This is a genomic window from Mesorhizobium cantuariense (assembly GCF_042647205.1).
GTDB classification, from domain to species: Bacteria; Pseudomonadota; Alphaproteobacteria; order Rhizobiales; family Rhizobiaceae; genus Mesorhizobium; species Mesorhizobium cantuariense.
The window spans coordinates 6,026,065-6,046,424 of sequence record NZ_JBHRVD010000001.1 but is presented as its reverse complement, the minus strand read 5'-3'; the positions used below and the strand labels follow the sequence as shown (position 1 = coordinate 6,046,424).

Genomic DNA, 20,360 nt, shown 5'->3' with positions numbered 1-20,360 from the left:
GAACGATCATGGAAAAGAGTGCTCCCACAGGCACGCCGCTGATCGACATGAGGAACATCTCGATCGCGTTTGGCGGCATCCGCGCCGTCGACGACGCGTCGATCGATCTTTTCCCCGGCGAGGTCGTGGCGCTGCTCGGCCACAACGGCGCCGGCAAGTCGACGCTGATCAAGATCCTGTCCGGCGCCTACAAGCGCGACTTTGGCCAGATCTTCGTCAACGGCGAGGAGGCATCGATCTTCAACCCGCGCGACGCCAAGAAATACGGCATCGAGACGATCTACCAGACGCTGGCGTTGGCCGACAACGTCGATGCCGCCGCCAATCTGTTCCTCGGCCGCGAGCTGATGACCGCCTGGGGCACGCTCGACGACGTTGCCATGGAGGCCGAGGCGCGCAAGGTGATGGGCCGGCTCAATCCCCGCTTCCAGCGCTTCAAGGAGCCGGTGATAAAGCTGTCGGGCGGCCAGCGGCAGTCGGTGGCGATCGCGCGCGCGATCCTGTTCAATGCACGCATCCTGATCATGGACGAGCCGACGGCGGCACTTGGTCCGCAGGAAACGGCGCAGGTCGGCGAACTGGTCAAGCAGCTCAAGTCCGACGGTATCGGCATCTTCCTGATCAGCCACGATATCCACGACGTGTTCGAGCTTGCCGACCGCGTCTGCGTCATGAAGAACGGCCAGGTCGTCGGCACCGCCCGCACCACCGATGTTACCCAGGACGAGGTGCTCGGCATGATCATTCTGGGCAAATGCCCGCCCGGCGCCATTCCCGGACCGGGCGCGCTGAAGATCGCCGCCTGAGCGCGGCGATAGCGATCCCGCATGGCAGGACGAATGTGCCGGGTCTCGGGCCATCTGATATGCCAGCCGTCAGGATGGCTTGGCCTTGCCATTGTGTTGGCGCGGCGACTTGCCCATAAAGGTCCCAATTCGCTCACGGGCCGCATCGACCATTGAAGAAGCTTTTCCCGATCATCGCCTTCATAGCCGTCGCGCTGATTAGCATGATGATGGCGGGGTTTGCCTATTTCGCGACGCAGGAGGCCGCCCGCATCAAATTCGAAGCGACGGCAGACGATGCGCTCAACCGGATCGAGAGCCGCATCGACCTGCATCTGTCGCTGCTGCGCTCGACGCGGGCCTTGTTCGATGCCCGCAACGGCGATATCTCCCAGAATGAGTTCAAGGCGTTCTTCAAGGCACTCGATGTCGACAACAATTTCGCCGGCTTGCGCGGTATCGGCTTCCTCAGGCTGGTGAAGGCGGGAGACGAGGCGGCAGTCGAACGCGATATGTTGCACGACCATGGCGTCAGCCATCCAATCTATCCTGATACCACGCAACCCTGGCGCGCGCCCATCGTGATGTTCGAACCGCTTGGTCCGTCCAACCAGGCCAGCATTGGCTACGACATGTTCAGTGAACCGGTGCGGCGCGCGGCGATCGAAAAGGCGATGTCGGACGACCAGCAGCACGCCAGCGGGCTGGTGCAGCTGGGCCAGGAGACGGGTGCCGCGCAGACGTTCACCGGCTTCCTCGTCCTCGTGCGGCTCAATGTCGAAACCGCACCCGATGGCATCAATGCGTCCAGATCCTCCACGGCCGGTTTTCTCTATGCGGCTTTTCGGGCTCGCGATCTGTTCCAGATCGCGCTCAGCCGGTCGCCGCTGCTGCCGGTCAACACCGAAATCTATGACGGCACGGTGAATGACGACAATCTCTTGTTCCGCTCGGAGACGCCGCCGGCCTCATCCTTCGGAAGCAGGCTGCTGGTCACCCGCAAGATCATGGTGGCTGGCCAACCGTGGACGGTCCTTTTCCGGCCGACAAGTGCCTTTTCGCAGCCGTCGTCGCGCGCCATTCCGGTGATGCTGGGGCTGTTCGGCCTACTGTTGGCGGGCGCCATAGCGCTGGTGGCGCGTTATCAGGAGCGGGCCTATGAGGCAGCGTCGCGATTGCACGAAACGACGGAAAAGAGCCTGCTCGAAAAAGACCTGATGTTGCAGGAGATGAAGCACCGCATCAAGAATTCGATCACCAGGGTGCTGGCGATCGCGCGCCAGACGGCTTCGCGGGCCACCGACGTCAACGAGTTTTCCGCATCCTTCTCGGCCAGGCTGCAGGCGATGGCGGCGTCTCAGGACATGCTGACGCGCTCGCGCTGGCAGAAGGCCGATCTCGGCGATCTGTTGCGCATCGAGCTTGGCCAGGTGTTCGGCAAGGAGCTGCCCGAAGAGCTGTTGTCAGGGCCACAGGTGCTGCTCGACGAAACCACGACGCAAGCGCTCGGCCTGACCTTTCACGAACTGGCGACGAATGCGCTGAAATACGGCGAAGCCGGCAATTCGGCCAATACCCTGAAGGGCGACTGGGCGCTGAAAGTGGACTGGTCGGTCGAAGGGCGCGGGCGCGACAGGACGCTGGCTCTCAACTGGCGGGAAACCGGGCAGAAGAAGCTCGACGCACCCGCCAAGACCGGATTTGGCACCAAGCTGATCGACCTCAACGTCACGCGCGAATTGCGCGGCACGATCAAGCGTGATTTCCGGGCCGATGGGCTGAACGTGGAAATCAGAATCCCTTTGACAAACTGACGGCGATCGTCAGGCAGCCAGGATCAAGCATCCAAACATGGAAAATCCGGAGGCCGGCCAACCGGTCTCCGGATCAACATTTCGATTATCGCCCGAACTAGTTGCAGCGAGCCGTATAGATCCGGCCGCGATGATCGCGATACTGGCAATAGCCGTTGCGCAGATTGCGCACCAGCAGGCCGGAACCGGCACCAACGGCCGCGCCGATCAGCGCGCCCCTGCCGCCGCCGACCAAGCCGCCGACACCGGCGCCAATCAAGCCACCGCCAACCACGTCCTGCTCGGTCGAGGTGCAGCCACTGACCGCGACCACTGCAACCATGGCAATAATGATCTTCCGCATAGAGTCACTCCTCACTTTGTGTCCTCACTTTAGTAAGCTCTAACCGCCATTTAGCATGAAATGGCGCCCGTTGCCCGCTCGAATTTATTGTTGGCTAAGATAGTCTTTTTCGGGGCGCGTCATGTCTGACGCAACCACGATATTTGAAATCTCCAAGGATGCGTCGAGACTGCCGTCCGGGCCGACCTTCCATACCACCTGGTCGTAGTCGTCTTCGAGCGCCGGGTCGACCGCAAGGCATGTGGCGACGATGTGCTCGGCCTGCCCCTGCAAGTCGGCCATGGCGAACGGACGTTCGGCGACACATTGGTCGGCGGTTTCGAAAACACTGACAGGGACTTGAAGTTCACGGCAATCGGCCATCGTGTTCGAGCAGCCGATGACCAGCAGCAACGCGGCGATGTGTTCCATGGTGAAAACGTCCTCTCGCCACAGTAACGGTCCACATTCCGCAAAGTTCCTGCACTGCAGGCTGACCAGCGAATTAACATGGAGCGACCAAGGTCGCAGGTAGTGCGGGACGTCAGTAAGCCAGCTGGAAGAGGACGGCTGCGAGAATAACCGCGGCCAGGCCAAAAGCGACAAGGCGCAACGATGCGTGAGGAACAGGAGGCAGTGGTGGCGCGGGTGCGTCGGAGTCTTCAAACTCGCCCATGGAGATCCGAGCGGCCTGTTCCAGTCTGTTCATGTCGGCAACCGTCAAGGCATTCCTCCCGCACCATGCTGCAAATCCTGCTGCGGAAATGTCCGGCGATGCAACAGGTTCCAGTGGTATCTGGGAAAAACAGCATCCGCTTTTATGGTGAACAGCCGGTTAAGGATCCGGCAAACGGCGTTGCTCATTCCGTCTCGAAATTGCCGTGCGGAACAACAAGGCGGTATTCGAGGCGCCCAGCCGCGATTTCAAGCGTCGCCGTGCCATTCAGCGACGCCGGCACGACCCGTTCGAGTGCGACGCTGCCGAAGCGCTTCTCGCTACGCTGGTTGTCATTGGCTCCGATCGCTTCCGCCCATGTCAGAGACAGGGAAGTCCCGGTTTCGGCGGCGGTCAGGTTGGCAGTAACCTCGACGAATCCATCGGGTCGCGACAGGGCACCATAGCTCACCGAATTGACGGCGAGCTCATGCATAGCAAGGCCGATATGCAAGGCAGCGTTGGGATTGAGATAGGGGTTTGCCCCCTGGAAGCGCAGGCTGCGCACCGGATCCCCGCCGTAGCGGCCAACCTGGCCCGACACCAGTTCGCGAAGCGCGGCACCCCGCCAATTGGAAGAGGTCACCAAATCCTGGGACGATGCCAGCGATTGCAGCCGGCCGCGAAAGCGTGTCAGGAAATCACCGATGCCGTCGGAGTAGCGCCCGGTCTGGGTGGCTATGCTTTGAATGATCGCCAGCAGGTTCTTCGAGCGATGACTGACTTCGCGCAGCAGTGTCGTCAGGGTCTGCTCACGGCGTTTCTGCTCGGTTGTCTCGACCATGGTGGTGACGACGCCTTGCACCGTGCCGCCATCGCCGTGGTCGGCATCGATCCAGACCTGAAACCAGCGGATGCCATCGTCGACGGGAACGCTGATCTCGAGACGTTGCGGGTTGCCGGATGCGATGACGTCGCGCTTGGCCGCGCCAATGCGATCGGCCTGCGCCGCCGGCAGGATGCCGTTGCTGTCGGCGGTGTCGGAAACCCAGGGGGCGCGCATGTTGCGCGCCCATACGGTTTTCATGTCGCTGTCCTGATAGAGAACGGAAATACCGGCATTGTGCAACGCGTGGAGAAGAGCCCGTCCAAGCTGCATGCCGCTTTCGGCAGGATGCAGGGCGATGACTTCATCGCTTTGCACGTCGCTTTTCCTATCTCCGGTTCTGGAACGCATCGGCCAATCTGTCCACCCACTCAGGCTGAACGGTTCACTGTTGAATGGGTTCCCAAAAGAGGTTTCCCGAAAATCAGCCGCCAAAAACGGTCCGCCGGACGGTGTCCTTTGCAGGATACCGCCCGGCGGTGGCTGGAAACCGTTTGAGGGGTGCGGCTTCCAGTGTTCGGTCGCCGTTCGTCCTCACGATGCCCGTTTGAACAGGCCCGCAAGAAGCGAAATGACCAGGAAAGCGAGAAAGATGAAAAACAGTATCTGCGCGATGCCGGCAGACGTACCGGCGATGCCGCCGAAACCAAGCGCGCCAGCGATGATCGCCACGACGAGAAATACGAGCGCCCAGTAAAGCATGGTCCATCTCCTTCGAATGGTGCGATGAAAACGTGAGTAGATGCGGTTTGTTCCACCCTTTGCCGAAAAAGACGATGCTTGCAAATCGTTCGGAGCAGGTGCGCTGGAAATTCGCTGATGACCGGGACCCGGATACCAAAAGGCCGCCCGATGCATCGCATCGGGCGGCCTTTGATGTCGTGTCATGCTGTCAGGGCGTGCTCGCCAAGCCTATGCGGCGGCTTTCGCCTGGCGATCGAAGAACAGCGCCTGGCTGATCAGCGCCTTGACCATGTCGGGATTGAACGGCTTGGTGACCAGGAAGGCCGGTTCGGGACGTTCGCCGGTCAACAGACGCTCGGGAAAGGCGGTGATGAAGATGACCGGCACCGATGTTGACGAGAGGATTTCGTTCACGGCCTCGATGCCCGAACTGCCGTCGGCAAGCTGGATGTCGGCCAGCACCATCTTCGGCCGTGTCTTGGCGAACATCATCACCGCCTCGGCATGCGTGCGTGCCGTTCCAACGACGCGGTGCCCGAGGCTCTCGACCATTTCTTCTATATCCATGGCAATCAGCGGTTCATCCTCGATGATCAGCACGTCGGTTGCGACCTGACGGGATATCTCGTTGCTTGCCTGGGCTAGCAACTCTGAAAACTCCTGGTCGCCGACATCGAGGATCTCTGCCGCCTCATCCTCGCTGAAACCTTCGACCGCAACCAGCAGGAAGGCCTGGCGGGGGCGCGGCGCAATCGCATTCAGATTGGCGGCGGCGCGCTGTTCCCATGCCGATTGCGCCTGCTCCTGCGGAACGCGGATGGCGACCGACGTGAACAGCTTGGCGAAAACCTTGTACAGCGCGATGCGATCGCTCGATGCTTCGGGAAAGATATCGACATCGGCGATGATGGCTTCGAGCATCGCGGCGACCAGCGCGTCGCCACTCTCCTGCGATCCGGAAACGGCCCGCGAGAAGCGGCGCAGAAACGGCAGGTGTGGTGCGATGGTGGCGGATAAGCTCATGATAAGACGTCTCCCTCAGAATGACGTGATTGCATAGATAGCAGGTCAAGCTGACTGCAAGCCCCATCCAACAACGCGGGTTTTTCGAAAAAGTTCCGCCTTGATGGAACTAATGCGGCGGGACGGCGTTTGAGGTCGGGATTGGCAACCAGACGAGGGTGCCGCTTGCGTTATGTTGAGTAATATCATGAGCGGCTTGGGCGCTGGGAATACAAGGGCAAAATGAAGGATATGACGAAAGATATTCTGGCTGGCGTCGCGGGCAGACGCCGGGACGGTTCCGGTGACGCACTGGGACCGAATTCCGAAATCGGACGAAAACTCAAACAATATTATGACGAGCTGGTCTCCGACCATGTGCCGGATCGCTTCGCCCAGTTGCTCAGCCAGCTGGAACAGGCCGAACCCGCACAGAAGAAGGACTGAGGCATGGCAGCGGTCTCCCAAGGCTTCAAGACCGATCTGCTTGGGGCGATCCCGAGCTTGCGCGCCTTTGCCGTGTCGCTGACGCAAAACGCCGACAAGGCGGACGACCTCGTCCAGGAAACGCTGGTCAAGGCCTGGGACAAGCATGAGAGCTTTCAGCCCGGCACCAATCTCAAGGCATGGCTTTTCACCATTCTGCGCAATGAATTCTATTCGCAGATGCGCAAGCGCGGGCGCGAAGTGCAGGATAGCGACGGCATCATGACGGCCAGGCTGGCCGTTCATCCGGCCCAGCATGGCCAGCTCGACCTGAAGGATTTCCGCGGCGCCCTCGAACAATTGCCGGAGGACCAGCGCGAAGCCATCATCCTCATCGGTGCGTCGGGTTTCTCCTACGAGGAGGCCGCCGAGATTTGCGGTTGCGCGGTCGGAACGATCAAGAGCCGCGTCAGCCGGGCCCGCACGCGCTTGCAGGAGATCCTGAAAATATCAGGCGAAGACGAGTACGGTCCGGATGCGATTTCGGCTCAGGTAACGGGCTCGCCGGCCAGCTGACCTGCGATCGCGGGGCGCGATCCGCAAGGGTCGGGATCTTGTTTCAAACGGGAGAAGCGCGTCCGCAGGCCGCCGCCACCGCTTGCACGAGGTCTTCACCCGAATAGGGTTTGCCGACCAACCTGATGCCCGGAAAGGATGCCTTGATTTCATCGGCATCCGAATAGCCCGACGCAAACACGAAAGGCACGCCTGCCGCGCGCAGCCCCGAGGCGAAATCGATCGTCGAGGCGCCGCCCAGCATGAGGTCGACAATGGCCGCATCGAATTGCGTGGCGACCTCCCGGCCATCGACCTCGGTCAGATCGCGGGCGATCACCACCTCACCGGCACCGTGGTCACGGCAAAGCTGCTCGACATCCATGGCGATGAGAAATTCGTCCTCCAGAACGAGAATCCGCAATCCGTCAAGCAATGTGGGCACTGGCAAGGACTCCTTGATCGTATGGAGTCATGATCGCTAATTGGCGTGCTGTCATTTAAAAAAGACATGTGGCCGGCGGAGGAACCTCAATCCTTGCAACGCGTTGAAATGCGGCCTTCCAAGGAGCGGGCTTTCAAAGAGGGGGTCGAGATGCCAGCCCAGAATGGTCGTGCTGTCTCCAGCCGCCAGTATTCTTGCGAGAACTGCCCGTTGCGGCCGTTGCCGGTTTTCCGCGACTTCGAAAAGCAGGAACTGGCCTTCATCAGCAACTTCAAGAAGGGCGAACTCGCCGTCGACAGGGGCGCCACGGTGCTGGTGGAGGGAAGCCATAGCGCCCATCTCTACACCGTGCTCTCCGGCTGGGCGTTCCGCTACAAGCTGTTGCGGGACGGCCGCCGCCAGATCCTCAACTATCTCATGCCCGGCGATCTGATCGGCCTGCAAGGCAGTGTGATGGGCGAGATGCAGCATTCCGTCGAGGCCTTGTCACCGATGTTGCTTTGCGTTTTCGAGCGCGAGTATCTGCACGAACTCTACCGCAATCATCCAGGGCTCGCTTACGACATCACCTGGATCGCCTCGCGCGAAGAGCGCATGCTGGACGAGAACCTGCTCAGCCTCGGGCGTCGCAGCGCGATCGAGCGCGCTGCCTATCTCATCGCCTTCATAGGCAGCCGGGCCAGGGTCGTCGGGCTGAACGGCAAGCAGTCCTTCCAGATACCGATCACGCAGCAACACATCGCCGATACGCTCGGCCTGTCGCTGGTTCACACCAACAAGACGATCCGCAAGCTGATGGATCGCAAGCTGATCGTCTGGCGCGACGGCGGTTGCGAGGTCATCGACGATGAAGGGCTCAAGCGACTCGCTGGTTGGGAAGGGTTGGGCGAGGTGCGTCGCCCGCTGATCTGACGAAGCGTCTTTTTTGCCAGGGCCGGCGGATCGGGTGCGCACGGATGCGTTTTCGGGTACTTTGTCGCGGATGTCGGAACCTTGAGACATGCGGCGCGTTTGAAATCGAGCAATCACAAGGAGTTAAGCCATGGCAACTGCCGCAGGAAAGACCGCCAGCGATGCCCGCACGAATTCAGACCTCGAAGCCGATATCAGGCAGTTGAAGGCTGACATCGACAAGCTCACCAAGCAATTGGCCAAGACCGGCGAGCACGGCTACGGCACCGCGCGCCGTGCGGCCACGGAGGGGGTTGAGCAGCTGCGTGCGCAGGGCGAAGCAGCCTTTGACAGCCTGCGCGGCAACGCCAAGGACATCGAAGCGCAGATGATGGCAAGCGTGCGTGAAAAGCCGGTGACGTCACTGGCGATCGCCGCCGGCGTTGGCTTCCTCGTCGCGCTGCTTGCGCGTCGCTAGTCGCATTCCAGATGGGAATGTTGGCATCCCTGATTTCCGGCCTGGCGTCGGGCGAAACGATTGCCGCCATGCGACGGGCGCGCACGGCGGCAATCGTTTATGTGCTCGCCATATCAGCCGCGCTCTGCGGTCTCGGCTTTCTCATCGGGGCCGCCTATATCTGGACGGCGATGCGTTACGGGTCGCTTGCCGCCGCGCTGGGCTTTGGTGCCGGTTTCCTGGTGCTCGCCGGGTTGATCCTGCTGATTTACCAGATATCCGCAGGCTCGCGCGCCCGGCGCCGGGCGCAACGCCGCAACGCAGACCTGAAAGCGATCGGCATCACCGCCGCACTCGCCGTGCTGCCAACCCTGCTCAAGGGAAAGGGTGGTCTAGGCGTCATTCTGGGGCCGGCCGTAGCGCTCGCGGCTTACGCGATCTACCGCGAGAATGTGAAATCCGACGATCCAGATGAGAGCGAGCGGAAATAGAGCTGTGTTTTCTTTGACCATGATCTCTGGACAAACGGTAACCGTTTGTCCGCGAAAACCGGTTTCCACTTTTCGGGATCATGTCACTTTGACAGATCTTCCAGCGGCATCGATATTTCGGCAAACACCCCTTCCGGCCGGAACTCATGGGTCACTTCGCTTGAAATGACCTTGGCAAGGCTGCGGCGGATGAGGATCGAGCCGAAGCCGTGTCGTTCCGGCGGGGCGACTCGCGGGCCGCCGCTTTCGCGCCAGGTCAGCACAAGGCGCCGGGCACCCTTCCTGCCTTGCGTCTTCCAGCCGAGATCAACCTTGCCTGATACCACCGACAGCGATCCATATTGCATGGCATTGCTGCCCAGTTCATGCAGGATCAGGCCAAGCCCGACGGCCTGGTCGGGCGACAGCAGCAAGTCGTCGCCGGAGATCGTCATGCGCGGCTGCTCGGCCGTTTCGAATGGCCTGACCTCGATCTGGACGAGTTCACGGATGCCGATGCCGCGCCACTCGCGGTCCGACAACAGATTGTGGGCGATGCCCAGCGCCTGAAGCCGGGCGCCGAAGGCCTCGAGGAATTCGCTCGGCTGGCGGGCATGGCGCACGGTTTGCGTCGCCAGCGCCTGCACGGTCGCTAGCGTGTTCTTGACGCGGTGGTTGAGCTCACGCAGCAGCAGCCGTTGCCGCTCGTCGCCGAGCTTGCGCTCCGATATGTCGTAGTTGACGCCGAAGATCAGGGTCGGCTTGCCGTCGCCGTCGCGCTCGATGACACGGCCGCGCGTGGCGAGCCAGCGTGGTGGATGAAAGCCCTTCACCCGGTATTCGCCGAAATAGTCGTCGCTGCCGGTCAAGGCGTCGCGAAAGCGGGTTTCGGTCTGGTAGACGTCGCGCGGATCGATGGCGGTGAGGATGTCGCGTGCCCGCAGCCGGTTCGAGCGCGGCAGGTTGAACAGCTCTGGCAGCAAGGTGTCGCATTCGATGATGTCGGTGCGGACGTCCCATGCCCAGCTGGCGAGCGAAGCCGCATCGAGCGCGATGGCGCGGCGCTTTTCCTCGCGCACGAGCAATGCCTCGGCGATGGCACCGCTGCGGGTCGCATGCTTCAAGGTGAACAGGCTGGCGGCGAGGCCGGCAAGCGCCTTCAACTGCTCGAGCCTGGCGCGGGATGGAAAGGCATGCGGCTTGCGGTCGAGCACGCACAGCGTGCCGATGCGGGCGCCTGCCACGATCATCGGGGCGCCGGCATAGAAGCGGACATGGTGCTTGCCGGTGACCAGCGGGTTGGCCTTGAAGCGGGGATCCGTCGTTGCATCCGTCACCACCATCGGCTCGTCGCCGGCGGCAATCGCATGGGCGCAGAAGGAGATGTCGGTCGCGATTTCAGTCTCGTCCAGACCGACGCAGGATTTGAACCACTGCCGATCATGGTCGACGAGCGTCACCAAGGCGATCGGCGCCTGCATCGCCGCCGCGGCAAGGCTGCTGATGCGGTCGAAATCCGGGTCGGCCGCCGTATCCAACATCTTCAGCCCGCGCAGCACGGCCAGCCGGTCTTCATCCTTGACTGCGCGTGCAACTTCGGCCGGCAGACCCGGCACTGTTTCTGCCTTGCTATTCACCAAGCCCCCAATGCCTCGCCTTGGCCGTCGCTCTCGCGCCGCCTCGCCAACCCGGGACCAGCCCACCGACCCGGAACCATCCTAGCGAGGAACCGTTACCTGACCATGTTGTGCCAGACGCGGCAACTGGTGCGAAACGAGACAAGGACCGACCATGCCCAAGATCATTCCCGAAAACAAAGCGCGTCAGGGACGCTGGGGTTGGCACGGCTTGCGCATCCTGATTGCCGCGTTGCTTCTGGCGTTCGCTGCCTGGGGCATCGCCGAAATCTATGGTGAAATGGTCAAGACGCCGGCAACGGAACAAGGAAGTGCGCCGAGCGGCTAGATTTTCAGCCTTCATCGGTCGAGATCGCATTCAGGCCGCCTCTGCCTTGGCGATCCTCGCCGGCACCAGGACATTCAGTGCGCGAGGCTGGATTTCGATCGTTGTCTCACGGTCGAGCCGCACCAGTTCTCCGTCCATTACGGCGCGAAACTTGCTGCTCCCCGAATGGATTTTCAGGACCGTTCTGCCCGCCTGATGGATTTCGACATGTTCGTTGTCGCGCCATTTGCCGCGCGCCATGTTGAAGAAGAACTTGACCAGTTCGGCGCGCTGCTGCGCCACCGTGACATAGACGCCAAGCACGCCGCCCGCCGGGTTGTCGGCGTAAGGCAAATGGCCTTCGCCGAACAGATTGTTGGTGATGCCGATGCCGGTAATGCGGGCCGCCATCTCGGCTTCGCCAATGCTGAGCGTGACGTTCATCGCCGGTGGGTTGTTGATCGTCGCCCAAGCCGCCTTGGCCGAGGCGCGGATCTTTCCCAGGCGCGAACCGAACTCCATCTTTTGGCGAAGTTGCACCATCCTCGCATGCATGCCGATCGAGAACTGGTGAACGAAGGGCCGGCCGTTGGCAGTCGCCATGTCGACTGCAATGATTTCGCCGTCGGCGAAGGAATTCAGCGCGGCATCGAGGGACTGCGGAATACCCAGCCCGCGAGCGAACAGGTTCATGGTGCCGGCCGGCAATATGGCAAGTGCCTTCTTCGTGCCCATCAGCCGGGCAGCCGCAGCGGAAATGGTTCCATCGCCGCCACCAGCCAGCACGACGTCGACGGAGCGGCGTGAGGCCGCGCTGGCGAGCGTTTCCACCACATCTTGGCCGGCGACAATCTCGATGTTGAGGGAGTGGCCTGCCGTCTCCAGCGTTTGATGCATCCTGTCGGAGAAAGCGACAAGGTCAGTGGTCCGCAACGTGCCGCCATCCCGGTTCAGCACCGCTGCGAATTTCATGCCCCGCTCCGTCATTCAAACATGATGGGCCAGGACAAACCCAGCCGCAGGCTGAAACGCGGCGAAGCGGGAAAGGTTCCGTTTGAGCGCGGCGACATCCGCCGGCGTATTTTACAGCCGCGGCGCATCCGCTCGTTGATTTTGGCACGGACGCCGCGCGCTTCTGTCGGAACAACAGCATGCTCACGACGTTGTGAAGTGTAGAAGATGCCGCGTCCGAGCGACGGTTCAACCGGGCGCGGCGTGCACGAAATCAGGCACGAGGAGAGATTATCATGACCCGCAACCTCTTAGCCACGACCGCACTCGTAGCGCTGGTCGCGACCGGGGCCTACGCGCAGAGTGCGACAACCCCGGCGCCAGCGGATGCCCCTGCCGTTCAGGAGCCAGCCGCCGCTCCGGTACGCGCGGAGGGCAGCATTGTCACCAATATCGTAGGTGAATCCGTCTACAACGGTACCGGCGATGATGCCGAGAACATCGGCAAGGTCACTGACGTCGTCTTCGACAAGGATGGTCAGGCGAAATCCGTTGTTATAGGCGTCGGCGGTTTTCTGGGTGTCGGAGCGAAGAATGTCGCTTTCGACTATGACAAGCTGCAATGGGCCGAAAAGAACGGCGACCGCTGGCTGGTGGCCCAGACAACCAAGGAAGAGTTGACGGCGCAGGCAGAATTCGACAGCAAGCCCTACGCTCCGGCCCCAGCACCCGCTGCATCGCCTGACGCAGCAGCACCGACGGCACCCGCGACGACGGATACGGCGCAGAAGCCTGTCGACATGAATGCCGCTCCGACGGAACCCGTGAAGCGCGCCGACGGCAACCTCGCGACCAACATCATTGGGGAAAACGTCTACAACGGCACCGGCGATGACGCGCAGAACATCGGCAGCGTCAACGACATCGTTCTGACCAAGGAAGGCAAGGCCGAGTCGCTGATCATCGGAGTGGGCGGTTTCCTTGGCCTCGGGGCTAAGAATGTCACCTATGATTTCTCCAAGGCGCAGTGGGCCGACAAGAATGGCGACCGTTGGCTGGTGGCCCAGACCACCAAGGAAGAACTGCTGGCGCAGCCGGATTTCGACCGCAAGGCCTATGATCCGGCGCCGGCAACGACGGCTTCCAATGAGCCTGCGGCCACTGCTCCGGCAGCTGTGCCCTCTGACACCACGGCCCCCGCTGTCGCTCCGGCAGACAAGACCGCCGAGGCTCCGGCAGCGGCGACCCCTGACGCCTCGGCTCCCGACCAGACGCAGACGGCAGCTATCGACAAGTCGACGCTGACGGAAATGCCGGTTGGCGAGATCCGGGGTGACGATCTGAAGGGCACCACTGTCTACGGTGCCAACGACGCCAAGGTCGGCGAAATCGGCGATGTCGTGCTCGCGCCCGACAACAAGACCGACGCGGTGATCGTCGATGTCGGCGGCTTCCTCGGCATCGGCGAGAAGGAGGTCGCGGTCGGCATGGATAACCTAAAATTCATGACCGACAAGGACGGCAAGAAGTACCTGTACACGACCTTCACCAAGGAACAGCTCGAGGCGCAAACTGCCTACGACAAGGGCAGCTATGCCGAGAAGCGCGATCAGCAGCGCATGATTGTGCGGTAGCTCGGTTCAGTCTTGAAGAAGGTCCGCGCCGGCAACGGCGCGGACCTTTTTTCATGTCAGGGCGGAGGTAGATCGGCAGCGTGGCCTGCAATTCCGTGCTCGGTGAGCTCGGCCAGCGCCAGCGACTGGTCGAGATGTTCGGCCCGCCAGGCGAGCAGCCGTTCGGCGAATTCCAGCCGCACGGCGAAATGCTGGGGGTCGGCTGCGAGATTGTTTAGTTCGCCGGGATCGCTTTCCAGATCGAACAGCAGCGGCGGCAGGCCACCACCGAAATGCACATATTTGAATTTTTCCGTGCGGATGACGGCGAGATTGCATTGGCGTGAGGTGATGCCGAAATGGTGTTCGGCCTCGCCTTCGGCGATCGAACGGAAATCGAACTCCCAATGCGCGGCATCGCGCCAGGCTTTCGGGTTCTTGCCGTCCAGGAACGGCCTCAGCGAATATCCGTCGAGATGCGGCTCGGGGTCCTCGCCGAGCAGGTCGAGAAGCGTCGGCACAATGTCCACCGCTTCGGTGAAGCGATCGACGCTGCCGCCTGCCGCCTGGCCGTGTCGCGGATCGCGGATGATCAGCGGAATGTGGTAGCTGCCGTCGAAGTAACCGCCCTTGCCCAGCATGAAATGGTCGCCCATCATCTCGGCGTGATCTGACGTCAGAACGATGATGGTGTCGTCCCACGCGCCAGCGTCCTTGACCGCTTGCCAGATGCGGCCGAGCTGCGCGTCGACCTCCGAGATCATGCCGTAATAGATCGCCCGGATGCGGCGGAAGTCGTCATCGCTCCAGTCGTGCACCTTGCCACTGGCGTCGGCACGGAACTTTGCCTGCTTCTGCCGGCCAATGTCATAGGCGAGGTAGGGATGGCTCTGCACCTCTTCCTGCCAGCTTGCCGCGCGCCGGAAGGCGGGACCTTCCTCCGGATCATACAGCGTGTTGTAGGGTTCCGGCACGATGAAGGGCGGGTGCGGGCTGATGAAGGAAAGATGGGCGAACCACGGTGCGGCGCGTTCCTGCTCGCTGAGCCAACGAGAGAATTCGCCGGTCAGGAAGGCGGCCGGAGTCTCGTCCCTGGAGTAGACGGGCGGTGCGTTGCTGACAGCGCCGGACTTGTCGCCGTTCACCGGTCGATGGATGTCGGGAGATCCGGCGCTGGCGTCGACGCCCCGCAGCTTCAGCCAGGACAGCCATTGTTTCTGATGCTCGGGCAGCAACTGGCGCACGGTAAAGCCCGGCAGCACGCCTTCATAGCTTTGCAGCCGCGGGTCGCCCGGCGCCAGCAGGCGCGGATCGAGCGAGACGTCGGTGTAGCCGAACAGCGTCGGATCATAGCCAAGGCCGCAGGCATGCAGTGCGATGTTGCCGTGACGGGCGTCGAGTGGCGTGCCATTGCGGCAGACGCGGTTGTTCATCTGGTAGAGACCGGTATAGAGGCAGGCGCGGGCCGGCGAGCATGGCGCCGCACCGCCATAATGGCGCTTGAACAGCAAACCCTCTGCGGCCAGCGCGTCGGCATTCGGCGTCTTCACAACCGGATGGCCCGCGGACGACAGGCAATCGCCGCGCCACTGGTCGCATGTGATCAGGAGAATGTTAGGCCGCCTGGCTTTTCCAGTCACTCGCGATACCCTTGTCCCTGGATGATCGAACGCCGCTCATGGAACCGAATTCCGACGACGGCGCAAGCCTGTCATGTGAGCCAGTTGGTGAACAAAATTCTTCAGTTGTTCACTTTTACAGCACAGTCCATTCTGTGTTTGCCGCCTTTGCCTGAAGCGCTCGCGTCCTCATATTGGCGAGGACAGCGGCGAGGGCCGCACAAGTACCCAAGGGAAGGAGCAAGACAATGCTCGACCAGATCAAGGGCCTGCACCACGTCACATCGATGGCCAGGGATGCCCGGCAGAACAATGAATTCTTCACCAGAAAGCTCGGCCAGCGCCGGGTCAAGAAGACAGTCAATTTCGACGCGCCTGATGTTTACCACCTCTATTATGGCGACGAGGCCGGGACGCCCGGTTCGGTGATGACATATTTTCCGTTCCCCGACATCGGCAAGGGCCGGCATGGCGTCGGCGAAGTCGGCACCACGGTCTACTCGGTGCCGGAAGGCACGCTCGCCTACTGGGAAAAGCGTTTTGCCGATGAGGGCGTCACCGGCCTGTCGCGTGACGAGACCTTCGGCGAGAAGCGTTTGGCCTTTGCCGGCCCCGATGGCGACGGTTTCGCGCTGGTCGAGGACAAGGCTGACAGCAGAGTGCCATGGGCGAAAGGTGGTGTTCCCATGGATGAGGCGATCCGCGGCTTTCACTCGGTGTCGCTCCGGCTGAAGGATGGCGGCGCCACCGAGGAGCTTTTGAAATTCATGGGTTACGAGGAAATCGAGAAGTCAGGCAACGTCAGGCGGCTGGCGCTGAAGAACGGCAATGGCGCCGATGTCGTCGACATCGAATCGCTGCCGGCTGCTGCCTTCGCCGATCTCGGCGCCGGCTCCGTCCACCATGTCGCCTTCGCCGTCGAGAACCGCGCCAGGCAGCTCGAAGTGCGCAAGGCGTTGATGGATACCGGCTATGGTGTGACGCCGGTGATCGACCGCGATTATTTCTGGGCGATCTATTTCCGCACGCCGGGTGGTGTGCTGTTCGAAGTCGCCACCAACGAGCCGGGTTTCGATCGCGATGAGGATACCGCTCATCTCGGTGAAACGCTGAAGCTGCCGACGCAGCACCAGCACCTGCGGCCTTATCTCGAACAGCATCTGCAGAAGCTGGAAGGCTAAAGGCCATGAGCAAGGACGCTTACATCCACAAGCTGCTACCCGGTTCGCCGGGCGGTCCACTGCTGTTCGTCTTCCATGGCACGGGGGCCGATGAGAACCAGCTGCTGTCGCTGGGGCGCGATCTCGCACCCCAGGCAACCGTCATCTCGCCGCGCGGCGATGTGTCGGAACATGGTGCTGCGCGCTTCTTTCGCCGCACCGGCGAGGGCGTCTACGACATGGACGATCTGGCACGGGCGACGACCAAGATGGCGGGCTTCGTCAAGGCGCATGTCGAGGCGGCGAAGCCATCGGTCGTGCTGGGTCTCGGCTACTCCAACGGCGCCAATGTTCTGGCCTCGGTGGTGTTTGCGGCACCGCTGCGGTTCGACGCTGCGGTGCTGATGCATCCGCTGATCCCGTTCGAGCCTGAGGTGAAGGGCAGTCTCGCCGGCCGCCATATTCTGCTGACCGCCGGCAAGCGCGATCCGATCTGTCCGCCGAACCTGACGACGCGGCTCGAAGCCTATTTGCGTGCCGACGGTGCCGATGTCACAGTGGAGTGGCATGAAGGCGGGCACGAGGTGCGGCCAAACGAGATCGAGGCGGCACGGCGGTTCTTTGCCGATGCCATCCAGGGAGAATAGCGATGCCTGACCAACTGCCTGAGATCGAACTGGAGGATCGCGGGTCCAAGGGTCGCTATGTCCTGCGCGGGCCCGGTGGCGCGGAGGCCGAGATGACGTTCACCAAGATCGGCGAGCACCAGATCATCATCGACCATACCGAAGTGCCGGACGCTTTTCGTGGCCAGGGTGCCGGGCTTCGGCTCGTCACCCGCGCCGTCGAGGATGCGCGTGCGGCGGGCAAGAAGATCATCCCGCTCTGCCCCTTCGCCAACGCCCAGTTCCGCCGCCACCAGGAATGGGCCGACGTGCTGAAGCAGTAGGATTTCATCGCTCGGAAACGGCGCGGCGAGCGGCTGCCGTCCCACCGGGATGGCTTTGGCATTTGCCCGGGTGGCACATCCTGCCTAAGTAGATATGATATATCTCAGCCCCTTGCCGACAAACGAACCGAATGATCCCCCTATGACCGAAACCGATCTCGTTCCCGTCTTCGACGGCCACAACGATACGTTGCTCAGACTCTACCAGTCGAAAGACACGGATGTCGAAAAGCTGTTCATAGAGGGGAAATCGGGCGGCCATATCGACCTGCCGCGCGCGAAGGCCGGTGGCTTTGCCGGTGGCATGTTCGCCATCTTCCCGCCGCCTGTCGAGAAATCCAGGCGCAGCGCCGTGCCCCTGGCGCCGAGCGCTGCCGAGCCGTTGCCGCCAGAGGTCCCGCGCAATGATGCGTTGAGCTCGACGATCGCGATGGCCTCGATCCTGTTCCGGCTGGAACGGGCCGGAGCGCTCACCGTCTGCCGCAGTGCCGGCGATGTGCGCGGAGCCATGGCACAGGGGTCGATCGCAGCGGTGTTCCACATCGAAGGGGTCGAGGCGATCGATCCTGAGCTCACCATGCTCGACGTGCTGCATGCCGCCGGCCTGCGCTCGCTCGGCATCGTCTGGAGCCGGCCGAATGCTTTCGGCCACGGCGTGCCGTTCCGCTTCCCGTCCTCGCCCGACACCGGACCCGGCCTGACCGATGCCGGCAAGGCGCTGGTCAAGGCCTGCAACCAGCTGAAGATCATGATCGATCTCTCGCATCTCAACGAGAAGGGGTTTCGCGATGTCGCAGCACTCAGCGATGCGCCGCTGGTCGCCACCCATTCCAACGTGCATGCGATCTGCGGCCATTCGCGCAACTTGACCGACTGGCAGCTCGGCGCGATCCGCGAGTCCGGCGGCATGGTCGGGCTGAATTTCGCCACCGGATTCCTGCGCGAGGACGGCCGCATGAATGCCGACACCAGCCTCGACATCATGGTGCGCCATGTCGATTCGCTGCTGCAGGCTTTGGGTGAAGACGGCGTCGGCCTCGGCTCCGATTTCGACGGCGCCATGATCCCGGCCGTCATCGGCGATGTTGCCGGCCTGCCGAAGCTGCTGGATGCCTTGGCGGCACGCGGTTTCGGCCGCGCGCTGATCGAGAAGATCGCCTATCGCAACTGGCTGGGCATGCTCGAGAAAACGATAGGTTAGAACGGCTTATTGGAAGCCATGCGCTTCAGCCAGTCCTTGCCGACGCCGCGATCGCGGATGATCGGTAGCGGATCTTCCGAATCAAGCCGCGCGCAGATGCGGTAGACCTCGAGCGTCTCGGAGGTCATCTCGTCGCGCTTGTAGAAGAACATGGCGGCGGCATAGCGCGTGCGGCCGGACCATTTTTCGCCGAGCGGCGTGTTGACCAGCTCCCACTGCTCGGCTGCTTCCCCATCTTCTTGCTGCTTGTCGGCTTCGTCGGTCATGGTCAGAAGTCCGCCGGCGGGTTGGCGGTGCGGCGGTCGAGCTTGATGAACGGCCGCGCCACCACCTTGGCCCGCTTCATCAGCTTCTGATACTGCAGCTCGCGCATGGCGTAGATCTCGACCCAGAGGTCCTCGACCATGGTATCACCGTACGGCCGCGCCAGCGAGGCGATGGCGATGTTGCGCTTGGCCATCGGTGACCACATGGCGGCGCTGACCAGGCCCACCTCTCGGGCTTTCTTGTGGTAGACGATGGCGTGTTCGGCCGGGATGTTGCCCTCGATCTCCAGGCCGACCAGCACATAGCGTAATTTGCGTTTCGCTCTCGCCTCGAGGATGGCACGGCGGCCATTGAAATGGCCCTTTTCCAGATCGATCATGAAGCCGAGTCCGATCTCGTCAGGCATGCGCAAGCGGTCGGCGCGGATGGCGTGCTCGGCGGTTGTGAAATCCGCATTGGCAACGATCAGCCCGGCTTCGAGCCGGGCACGGTTGAGCGCGGTGTAGCCGATGGCGCGGATGCCGCGCAGTTCGCCTGATGTCATCAGCCGGTCCCACAGGCTCAGCGCCTTGTCGGCCGGCACGAACAGCTCGTAGCCGAGATCACCGGTGAAGCCGGTGCGCGAAATGGTGACGGTGCCGCCATCATGCGGGAAATCGGCGAGGTCGAATATTTTCAGCCTCTCGACGCCAGCGAAGCCGGCATCGCGCAGCACCGCAAAGGATGTCGGGCCCTGCAAGGCGAGGCCGGCGACGGCCTCGGTTTCTTCCTCGACCGTCACATCAAAGCCGATGGCGCTGTCGAGCAGCCAAGGCAAATGCCGCTCCTGCGAACACAGCCGGAAACGCGTTGGCGCGAGCCGGAACAGCGTGCCGTCGTCGAGAACAAAGCCTTCGTCGTCGCACCAGGCGGTGTAGTGGACACGGCCGGATTTGAGCTTGGTGACATCGCGCAGCGTGACTCGATTGAGCAAGGCTTCGGCGTCCGGTCCCTCGATCCGGTATTTGGTCATCGGCGAAATGTCGAACAGCGCCGCCTGGCTGCGGATGGCGAAGTATTCGAGCTCCTCGTCCCACAGTGAGTGGGGGGCGCGGTAGCCGGCCCAATTGTACCAGTCCTGGGTTCTGGCCAGCGCGTCGATGCGCGGCTGGAACGGCGTGCCCAGACGTAGCGTGCGGAAATGAGCCTGCGCTGCGATGCGAGCGGAAACGGCCGCGCCGACTGCCTTTGCAACGGGCTTCTTTCTGGTTGCCTGAGCCATGGC

25 protein-coding genes are annotated in these 20,360 nt (G+C 62.2%); 13 read left to right on the top strand and 12 right to left on the bottom strand.

Annotated elements, in window-relative coordinates; all coding sequences use genetic code 11:
• Nucleotides 1-8 precede the first annotated feature (8 nt).
• Together ACFOJ9_RS29500 and ACFOJ9_RS29495 are read left to right on the top strand one after the other, a co-directional pair.
• Nucleotides 9-806, top strand: a complete 798-nt coding sequence (locus tag ACFOJ9_RS29500) for an ATP-binding cassette domain-containing protein (protein ID WP_378984168.1) — start codon at nucleotides 9-11, stop codon at nucleotides 804-806.
• 152 nt (nucleotides 807-958) lie between these two features.
• Complete coding sequence (locus tag ACFOJ9_RS29495; protein WP_378984166.1) at nucleotides 959-2,599, top strand: CHASE domain-containing protein; 1,641 nt, start codon at nucleotides 959-961, stop codon at nucleotides 2,597-2,599.
• A 97-nt stretch (nucleotides 2,600-2,696) separates the two neighbouring features.
• Here the strand turns inward: ACFOJ9_RS29495 and ACFOJ9_RS29490 are convergent, their stop codons facing one another.
• The 6 genes from ACFOJ9_RS29490 to ACFOJ9_RS29465 all read right to left on the bottom strand — a co-directional run bounded on the left by ACFOJ9_RS29490 (nucleotide 2,697) and on the right by ACFOJ9_RS29465 (nucleotide 6,169).
• Complete coding sequence (locus tag ACFOJ9_RS29490; RefSeq protein ID WP_378984164.1) at nucleotides 2,697-2,942, bottom strand: YMGG-like glycine zipper-containing protein; 246 nt, start codon at nucleotides 2,940-2,942, stop codon at nucleotides 2,697-2,699.
• A gap of 84 nt (nucleotides 2,943-3,026) precedes the next feature.
• Complete coding sequence (locus tag ACFOJ9_RS29485) at nucleotides 3,027-3,353, bottom strand: hypothetical protein (protein WP_378984162.1); 327 nt, start codon at nucleotides 3,351-3,353, stop codon at nucleotides 3,027-3,029.
• 112 nt (nucleotides 3,354-3,465) lie between these two features.
• Nucleotides 3,466-3,645 (bottom strand): hypothetical protein, encoded by a 180-nt coding sequence (locus ACFOJ9_RS29480; RefSeq protein ID WP_378984160.1) that lies wholly within the window; start codon nucleotides 3,643-3,645, stop codon nucleotides 3,466-3,468.
• Nucleotides 3,646-3,781: 136 nt separating this feature from the next.
• Nucleotides 3,782-4,813: a sensor histidine kinase gene (locus ACFOJ9_RS29475; RefSeq protein WP_378984158.1), complete on the bottom strand. Its 1,032-nt coding sequence runs from the start codon at nucleotides 4,811-4,813 to the stop codon at nucleotides 3,782-3,784.
• 183 nt (nucleotides 4,814-4,996) lie between these two features.
• On the bottom strand, nucleotides 4,997-5,164 hold the full coding sequence (locus ACFOJ9_RS29470) for a DUF1328 domain-containing protein (protein WP_013529282.1): 168 nt from the start codon (nucleotides 5,162-5,164) through the stop codon (nucleotides 4,997-4,999).
• Nucleotides 5,165-5,374: 210 nt separating this feature from the next.
• Nucleotides 5,375-6,169, bottom strand: a complete 795-nt coding sequence (locus ACFOJ9_RS29465) for a response regulator (protein WP_378984154.1) — start codon at nucleotides 6,167-6,169, stop codon at nucleotides 5,375-5,377.
• Nucleotides 6,170-6,391: 222 nt separating this feature from the next.
• Here ACFOJ9_RS29465 and ACFOJ9_RS29460 point away from each other — a divergent pair, with 222 nt between their 5' ends.
• The gene (locus tag ACFOJ9_RS29460; protein WP_378984152.1) at nucleotides 6,392-6,595 is read left to right on the top strand and encodes a NepR family anti-sigma factor; all 204 of its coding nucleotides are present in this window, start codon (nucleotides 6,392-6,394) and stop codon (nucleotides 6,593-6,595) included.
• A 3-nt stretch (nucleotides 6,596-6,598) separates the two neighbouring features.
• On the top strand, nucleotides 6,599-7,150 hold the full coding sequence (locus ACFOJ9_RS29455; RefSeq protein WP_027037058.1) for a sigma-70 family RNA polymerase sigma factor: 552 nt from the start codon (nucleotides 6,599-6,601) through the stop codon (nucleotides 7,148-7,150).
• Nucleotides 7,151-7,193: 43 nt separating this feature from the next.
• On the opposite strand, the gene ACFOJ9_RS29450 is transcribed toward ACFOJ9_RS29455, so the two are convergent.
• Nucleotides 7,194-7,514 carry a response regulator gene (locus tag ACFOJ9_RS29450; RefSeq protein WP_378988130.1) on the bottom strand — a complete coding sequence of 107 codons (321 nt, stop codon included), beginning with the start codon at nucleotides 7,512-7,514 and terminating at the stop codon, nucleotides 7,194-7,196.
• Nucleotides 7,515-7,724: 210 nt separating this feature from the next.
• Here ACFOJ9_RS29450 and ACFOJ9_RS29445 point away from each other — a divergent pair, with 210 nt between their 5' ends.
• From ACFOJ9_RS29445 to ACFOJ9_RS29435, 3 genes are all read left to right on the top strand, one after another.
• Nucleotides 7,725-8,486, top strand: a complete 762-nt coding sequence (locus ACFOJ9_RS29445; RefSeq protein WP_378984149.1) for a Crp/Fnr family transcriptional regulator — start codon at nucleotides 7,725-7,727, stop codon at nucleotides 8,484-8,486.
• Nucleotides 8,487-8,616: 130 nt separating this feature from the next.
• Nucleotides 8,617-8,943: a DUF883 family protein gene (locus ACFOJ9_RS29440; protein WP_378984147.1), complete on the top strand. Its 327-nt coding sequence runs from the start codon at nucleotides 8,617-8,619 to the stop codon at nucleotides 8,941-8,943.
• A gap of 11 nt (nucleotides 8,944-8,954) precedes the next feature.
• The gene (locus ACFOJ9_RS29435) at nucleotides 8,955-9,413 is read left to right on the top strand and encodes a hypothetical protein (protein ID WP_378984145.1); all 459 of its coding nucleotides are present in this window, start codon (nucleotides 8,955-8,957) and stop codon (nucleotides 9,411-9,413) included.
• An 83-nt stretch (nucleotides 9,414-9,496) separates the two neighbouring features.
• Here the strand turns inward: ACFOJ9_RS29435 and ACFOJ9_RS29430 are convergent, their stop codons facing one another.
• Nucleotides 9,497-11,029 carry a sensor histidine kinase gene (locus tag ACFOJ9_RS29430; protein WP_378984143.1) on the bottom strand — a complete coding sequence of 511 codons (1,533 nt, stop codon included), beginning with the start codon at nucleotides 11,027-11,029 and terminating at the stop codon, nucleotides 9,497-9,499.
• 154 nt (nucleotides 11,030-11,183) lie between these two features.
• On the opposite strand from ACFOJ9_RS29430, the gene ACFOJ9_RS29425 reads away from it, so the two are divergent.
• Nucleotides 11,184-11,357, top strand: coding sequence for a hypothetical protein (locus ACFOJ9_RS29425; protein ID WP_378984141.1), 174 nt, complete (start codon nucleotides 11,184-11,186; stop codon nucleotides 11,355-11,357).
• A 30-nt stretch (nucleotides 11,358-11,387) separates the two neighbouring features.
• Here ACFOJ9_RS29425 and ACFOJ9_RS29420 read toward each other — a convergent pair whose 3' ends face one another.
• Entirely contained in the window at nucleotides 11,388-12,308 is a 921-nt protein-coding gene (locus ACFOJ9_RS29420) for a diacylglycerol/lipid kinase family protein (protein ID WP_378984140.1), read from the bottom strand.
• A 275-nt stretch (nucleotides 12,309-12,583) separates the two neighbouring features.
• Between ACFOJ9_RS29420 and ACFOJ9_RS29415 the strand changes: the two genes are divergently transcribed.
• Nucleotides 12,584-13,921 carry a PRC-barrel domain-containing protein gene (locus tag ACFOJ9_RS29415; RefSeq protein ID WP_378984139.1) on the top strand — a complete coding sequence of 446 codons (1,338 nt, stop codon included), beginning with the start codon at nucleotides 12,584-12,586 and terminating at the stop codon, nucleotides 13,919-13,921.
• Nucleotides 13,922-13,977: 56 nt separating this feature from the next.
• On the opposite strand, the gene ACFOJ9_RS29410 is transcribed toward ACFOJ9_RS29415, so the two are convergent.
• Nucleotides 13,978-15,540 (bottom strand): alkaline phosphatase family protein, encoded by a 1,563-nt coding sequence (locus ACFOJ9_RS29410; RefSeq protein ID WP_378984138.1) that lies wholly within the window; start codon nucleotides 15,538-15,540, stop codon nucleotides 13,978-13,980.
• 227 nt (nucleotides 15,541-15,767) lie between these two features.
• Here ACFOJ9_RS29410 and ACFOJ9_RS29405 point away from each other — a divergent pair, with 227 nt between their 5' ends.
• From ACFOJ9_RS29405 to ACFOJ9_RS29390, 4 genes are all read left to right on the top strand, one after another.
• Entirely contained in the window at nucleotides 15,768-16,700 is a 933-nt protein-coding gene (locus ACFOJ9_RS29405) for a VOC family protein (protein ID WP_378984137.1), read from the top strand.
• A 5-nt stretch (nucleotides 16,701-16,705) separates the two neighbouring features.
• The gene (locus tag ACFOJ9_RS29400; RefSeq protein WP_378984136.1) at nucleotides 16,706-17,326 is read left to right on the top strand and encodes an alpha/beta hydrolase; all 621 of its coding nucleotides are present in this window, start codon (nucleotides 16,706-16,708) and stop codon (nucleotides 17,324-17,326) included.
• Between the two features lie 2 nt (nucleotides 17,327-17,328).
• A complete protein-coding gene (locus ACFOJ9_RS29395; protein WP_056587365.1) occupies nucleotides 17,329-17,628 on the top strand; it encodes a GNAT family N-acetyltransferase in 300 nt (99 codons plus the stop codon).
• A 142-nt stretch (nucleotides 17,629-17,770) separates the two neighbouring features.
• Nucleotides 17,771-18,829, top strand: coding sequence for a dipeptidase (locus tag ACFOJ9_RS29390; RefSeq protein ID WP_378984135.1), 1,059 nt, complete (start codon nucleotides 17,771-17,773; stop codon nucleotides 18,827-18,829).
• Here the strand turns inward: ACFOJ9_RS29390 and ACFOJ9_RS29385 are convergent.
• Together ACFOJ9_RS29385 and ACFOJ9_RS29380 are read right to left on the bottom strand one after the other, a co-directional pair.
• On the bottom strand, nucleotides 18,826-19,095 hold the full coding sequence (locus ACFOJ9_RS29385) for a hypothetical protein (RefSeq protein WP_378984133.1): 270 nt from the start codon (nucleotides 19,093-19,095) through the stop codon (nucleotides 18,826-18,828). The two genes, ACFOJ9_RS29390 and ACFOJ9_RS29385, sit on opposite strands and share 4 nt — an antisense overlap.
• A 2-nt stretch (nucleotides 19,096-19,097) precedes the next feature.
• Entirely contained in the window at nucleotides 19,098-20,357 is a 1,260-nt protein-coding gene (locus tag ACFOJ9_RS29380) for an aminomethyltransferase family protein (RefSeq protein ID WP_378984131.1), read from the bottom strand.
• Between the last annotated feature and the right edge of the window lie 3 nt (nucleotides 20,358-20,360).

What these genes read in the sequence shown, in the direction of transcription:
- ACFOJ9_RS29420 (WP_378984140.1), bottom strand. Translation starts at nt 12,308, where the DNA reads ATGAAATTCGCAGCGGTGCTGAACCGGGATGGCGGCACGTTGCGGACC.
- ACFOJ9_RS29455 (WP_027037058.1), top strand. Translation starts at nt 6,599, where the DNA reads ATGGCAGCGGTCTCCCAAGGCTTCAAGACCGATCTGCTTGGGGCGATC.
- ACFOJ9_RS29500 (WP_378984168.1), top strand. Translation starts at nt 9, where the DNA reads ATGGAAAAGAGTGCTCCCACAGGCACGCCGCTGATCGACATGAGGAAC.
- ACFOJ9_RS29465 (WP_378984154.1), bottom strand. Translation starts at nt 6,169, where the DNA reads ATGAGCTTATCCGCCACCATCGCACCACACCTGCCGTTTCTGCGCCGC.
- ACFOJ9_RS29405 (WP_378984137.1), top strand. Translation starts at nt 15,768, where the DNA reads ATGCTCGACCAGATCAAGGGCCTGCACCACGTCACATCGATGGCCAGG.
- ACFOJ9_RS29425 (WP_378984141.1), top strand. Translation starts at nt 11,184, where the DNA reads ATGCCCAAGATCATTCCCGAAAACAAAGCGCGTCAGGGACGCTGGGGT.
- ACFOJ9_RS29435 (WP_378984145.1), top strand. Translation starts at nt 8,955, where the DNA reads ATGGGAATGTTGGCATCCCTGATTTCCGGCCTGGCGTCGGGCGAAACG.
- ACFOJ9_RS29485 (WP_378984162.1), bottom strand. Translation starts at nt 3,353, where the DNA reads ATGGAACACATCGCCGCGTTGCTGCTGGTCATCGGCTGCTCGAACACG.
- ACFOJ9_RS29390 (WP_378984135.1), top strand. Translation starts at nt 17,771, where the DNA reads ATGACCGAAACCGATCTCGTTCCCGTCTTCGACGGCCACAACGATACG.
- ACFOJ9_RS29400 (WP_378984136.1), top strand. Translation starts at nt 16,706, where the DNA reads ATGAGCAAGGACGCTTACATCCACAAGCTGCTACCCGGTTCGCCGGGC.
- ACFOJ9_RS29395 (WP_056587365.1), top strand. Translation starts at nt 17,329, where the DNA reads ATGCCTGACCAACTGCCTGAGATCGAACTGGAGGATCGCGGGTCCAAG.
- ACFOJ9_RS29445 (WP_378984149.1), top strand. Translation starts at nt 7,725, where the DNA reads ATGCCAGCCCAGAATGGTCGTGCTGTCTCCAGCCGCCAGTATTCTTGC.
- ACFOJ9_RS29475 (WP_378984158.1), bottom strand. Translation starts at nt 4,813, where the DNA reads ATGCGTTCCAGAACCGGAGATAGGAAAAGCGACGTGCAAAGCGATGAA.
- ACFOJ9_RS29470 (WP_013529282.1), bottom strand. Translation starts at nt 5,164, where the DNA reads ATGCTTTACTGGGCGCTCGTATTTCTCGTCGTGGCGATCATCGCTGGC.
- ACFOJ9_RS29380 (WP_378984131.1), bottom strand. Translation starts at nt 20,357, where the DNA reads ATGGCTCAGGCAACCAGAAAGAAGCCCGTTGCAAAGGCAGTCGGCGCG.
- ACFOJ9_RS29440 (WP_378984147.1), top strand. Translation starts at nt 8,617, where the DNA reads ATGGCAACTGCCGCAGGAAAGACCGCCAGCGATGCCCGCACGAATTCA.
- ACFOJ9_RS29460 (WP_378984152.1), top strand. Translation starts at nt 6,392, where the DNA reads ATGAAGGATATGACGAAAGATATTCTGGCTGGCGTCGCGGGCAGACGC.
- ACFOJ9_RS29490 (WP_378984164.1), bottom strand. Translation starts at nt 2,942, where the DNA reads ATGCGGAAGATCATTATTGCCATGGTTGCAGTGGTCGCGGTCAGTGGC.
- ACFOJ9_RS29415 (WP_378984139.1), top strand. Translation starts at nt 12,584, where the DNA reads ATGACCCGCAACCTCTTAGCCACGACCGCACTCGTAGCGCTGGTCGCG.
- ACFOJ9_RS29385 (WP_378984133.1), bottom strand. Translation starts at nt 19,095, where the DNA reads ATGACCGACGAAGCCGACAAGCAGCAAGAAGATGGGGAAGCAGCCGAG.
- ACFOJ9_RS29450 (WP_378988130.1), bottom strand. Translation starts at nt 7,514, where the DNA reads ATGGATGTCGAGCAGCTTTGCCGTGACCACGGTGCCGGTGAGGTGGTG.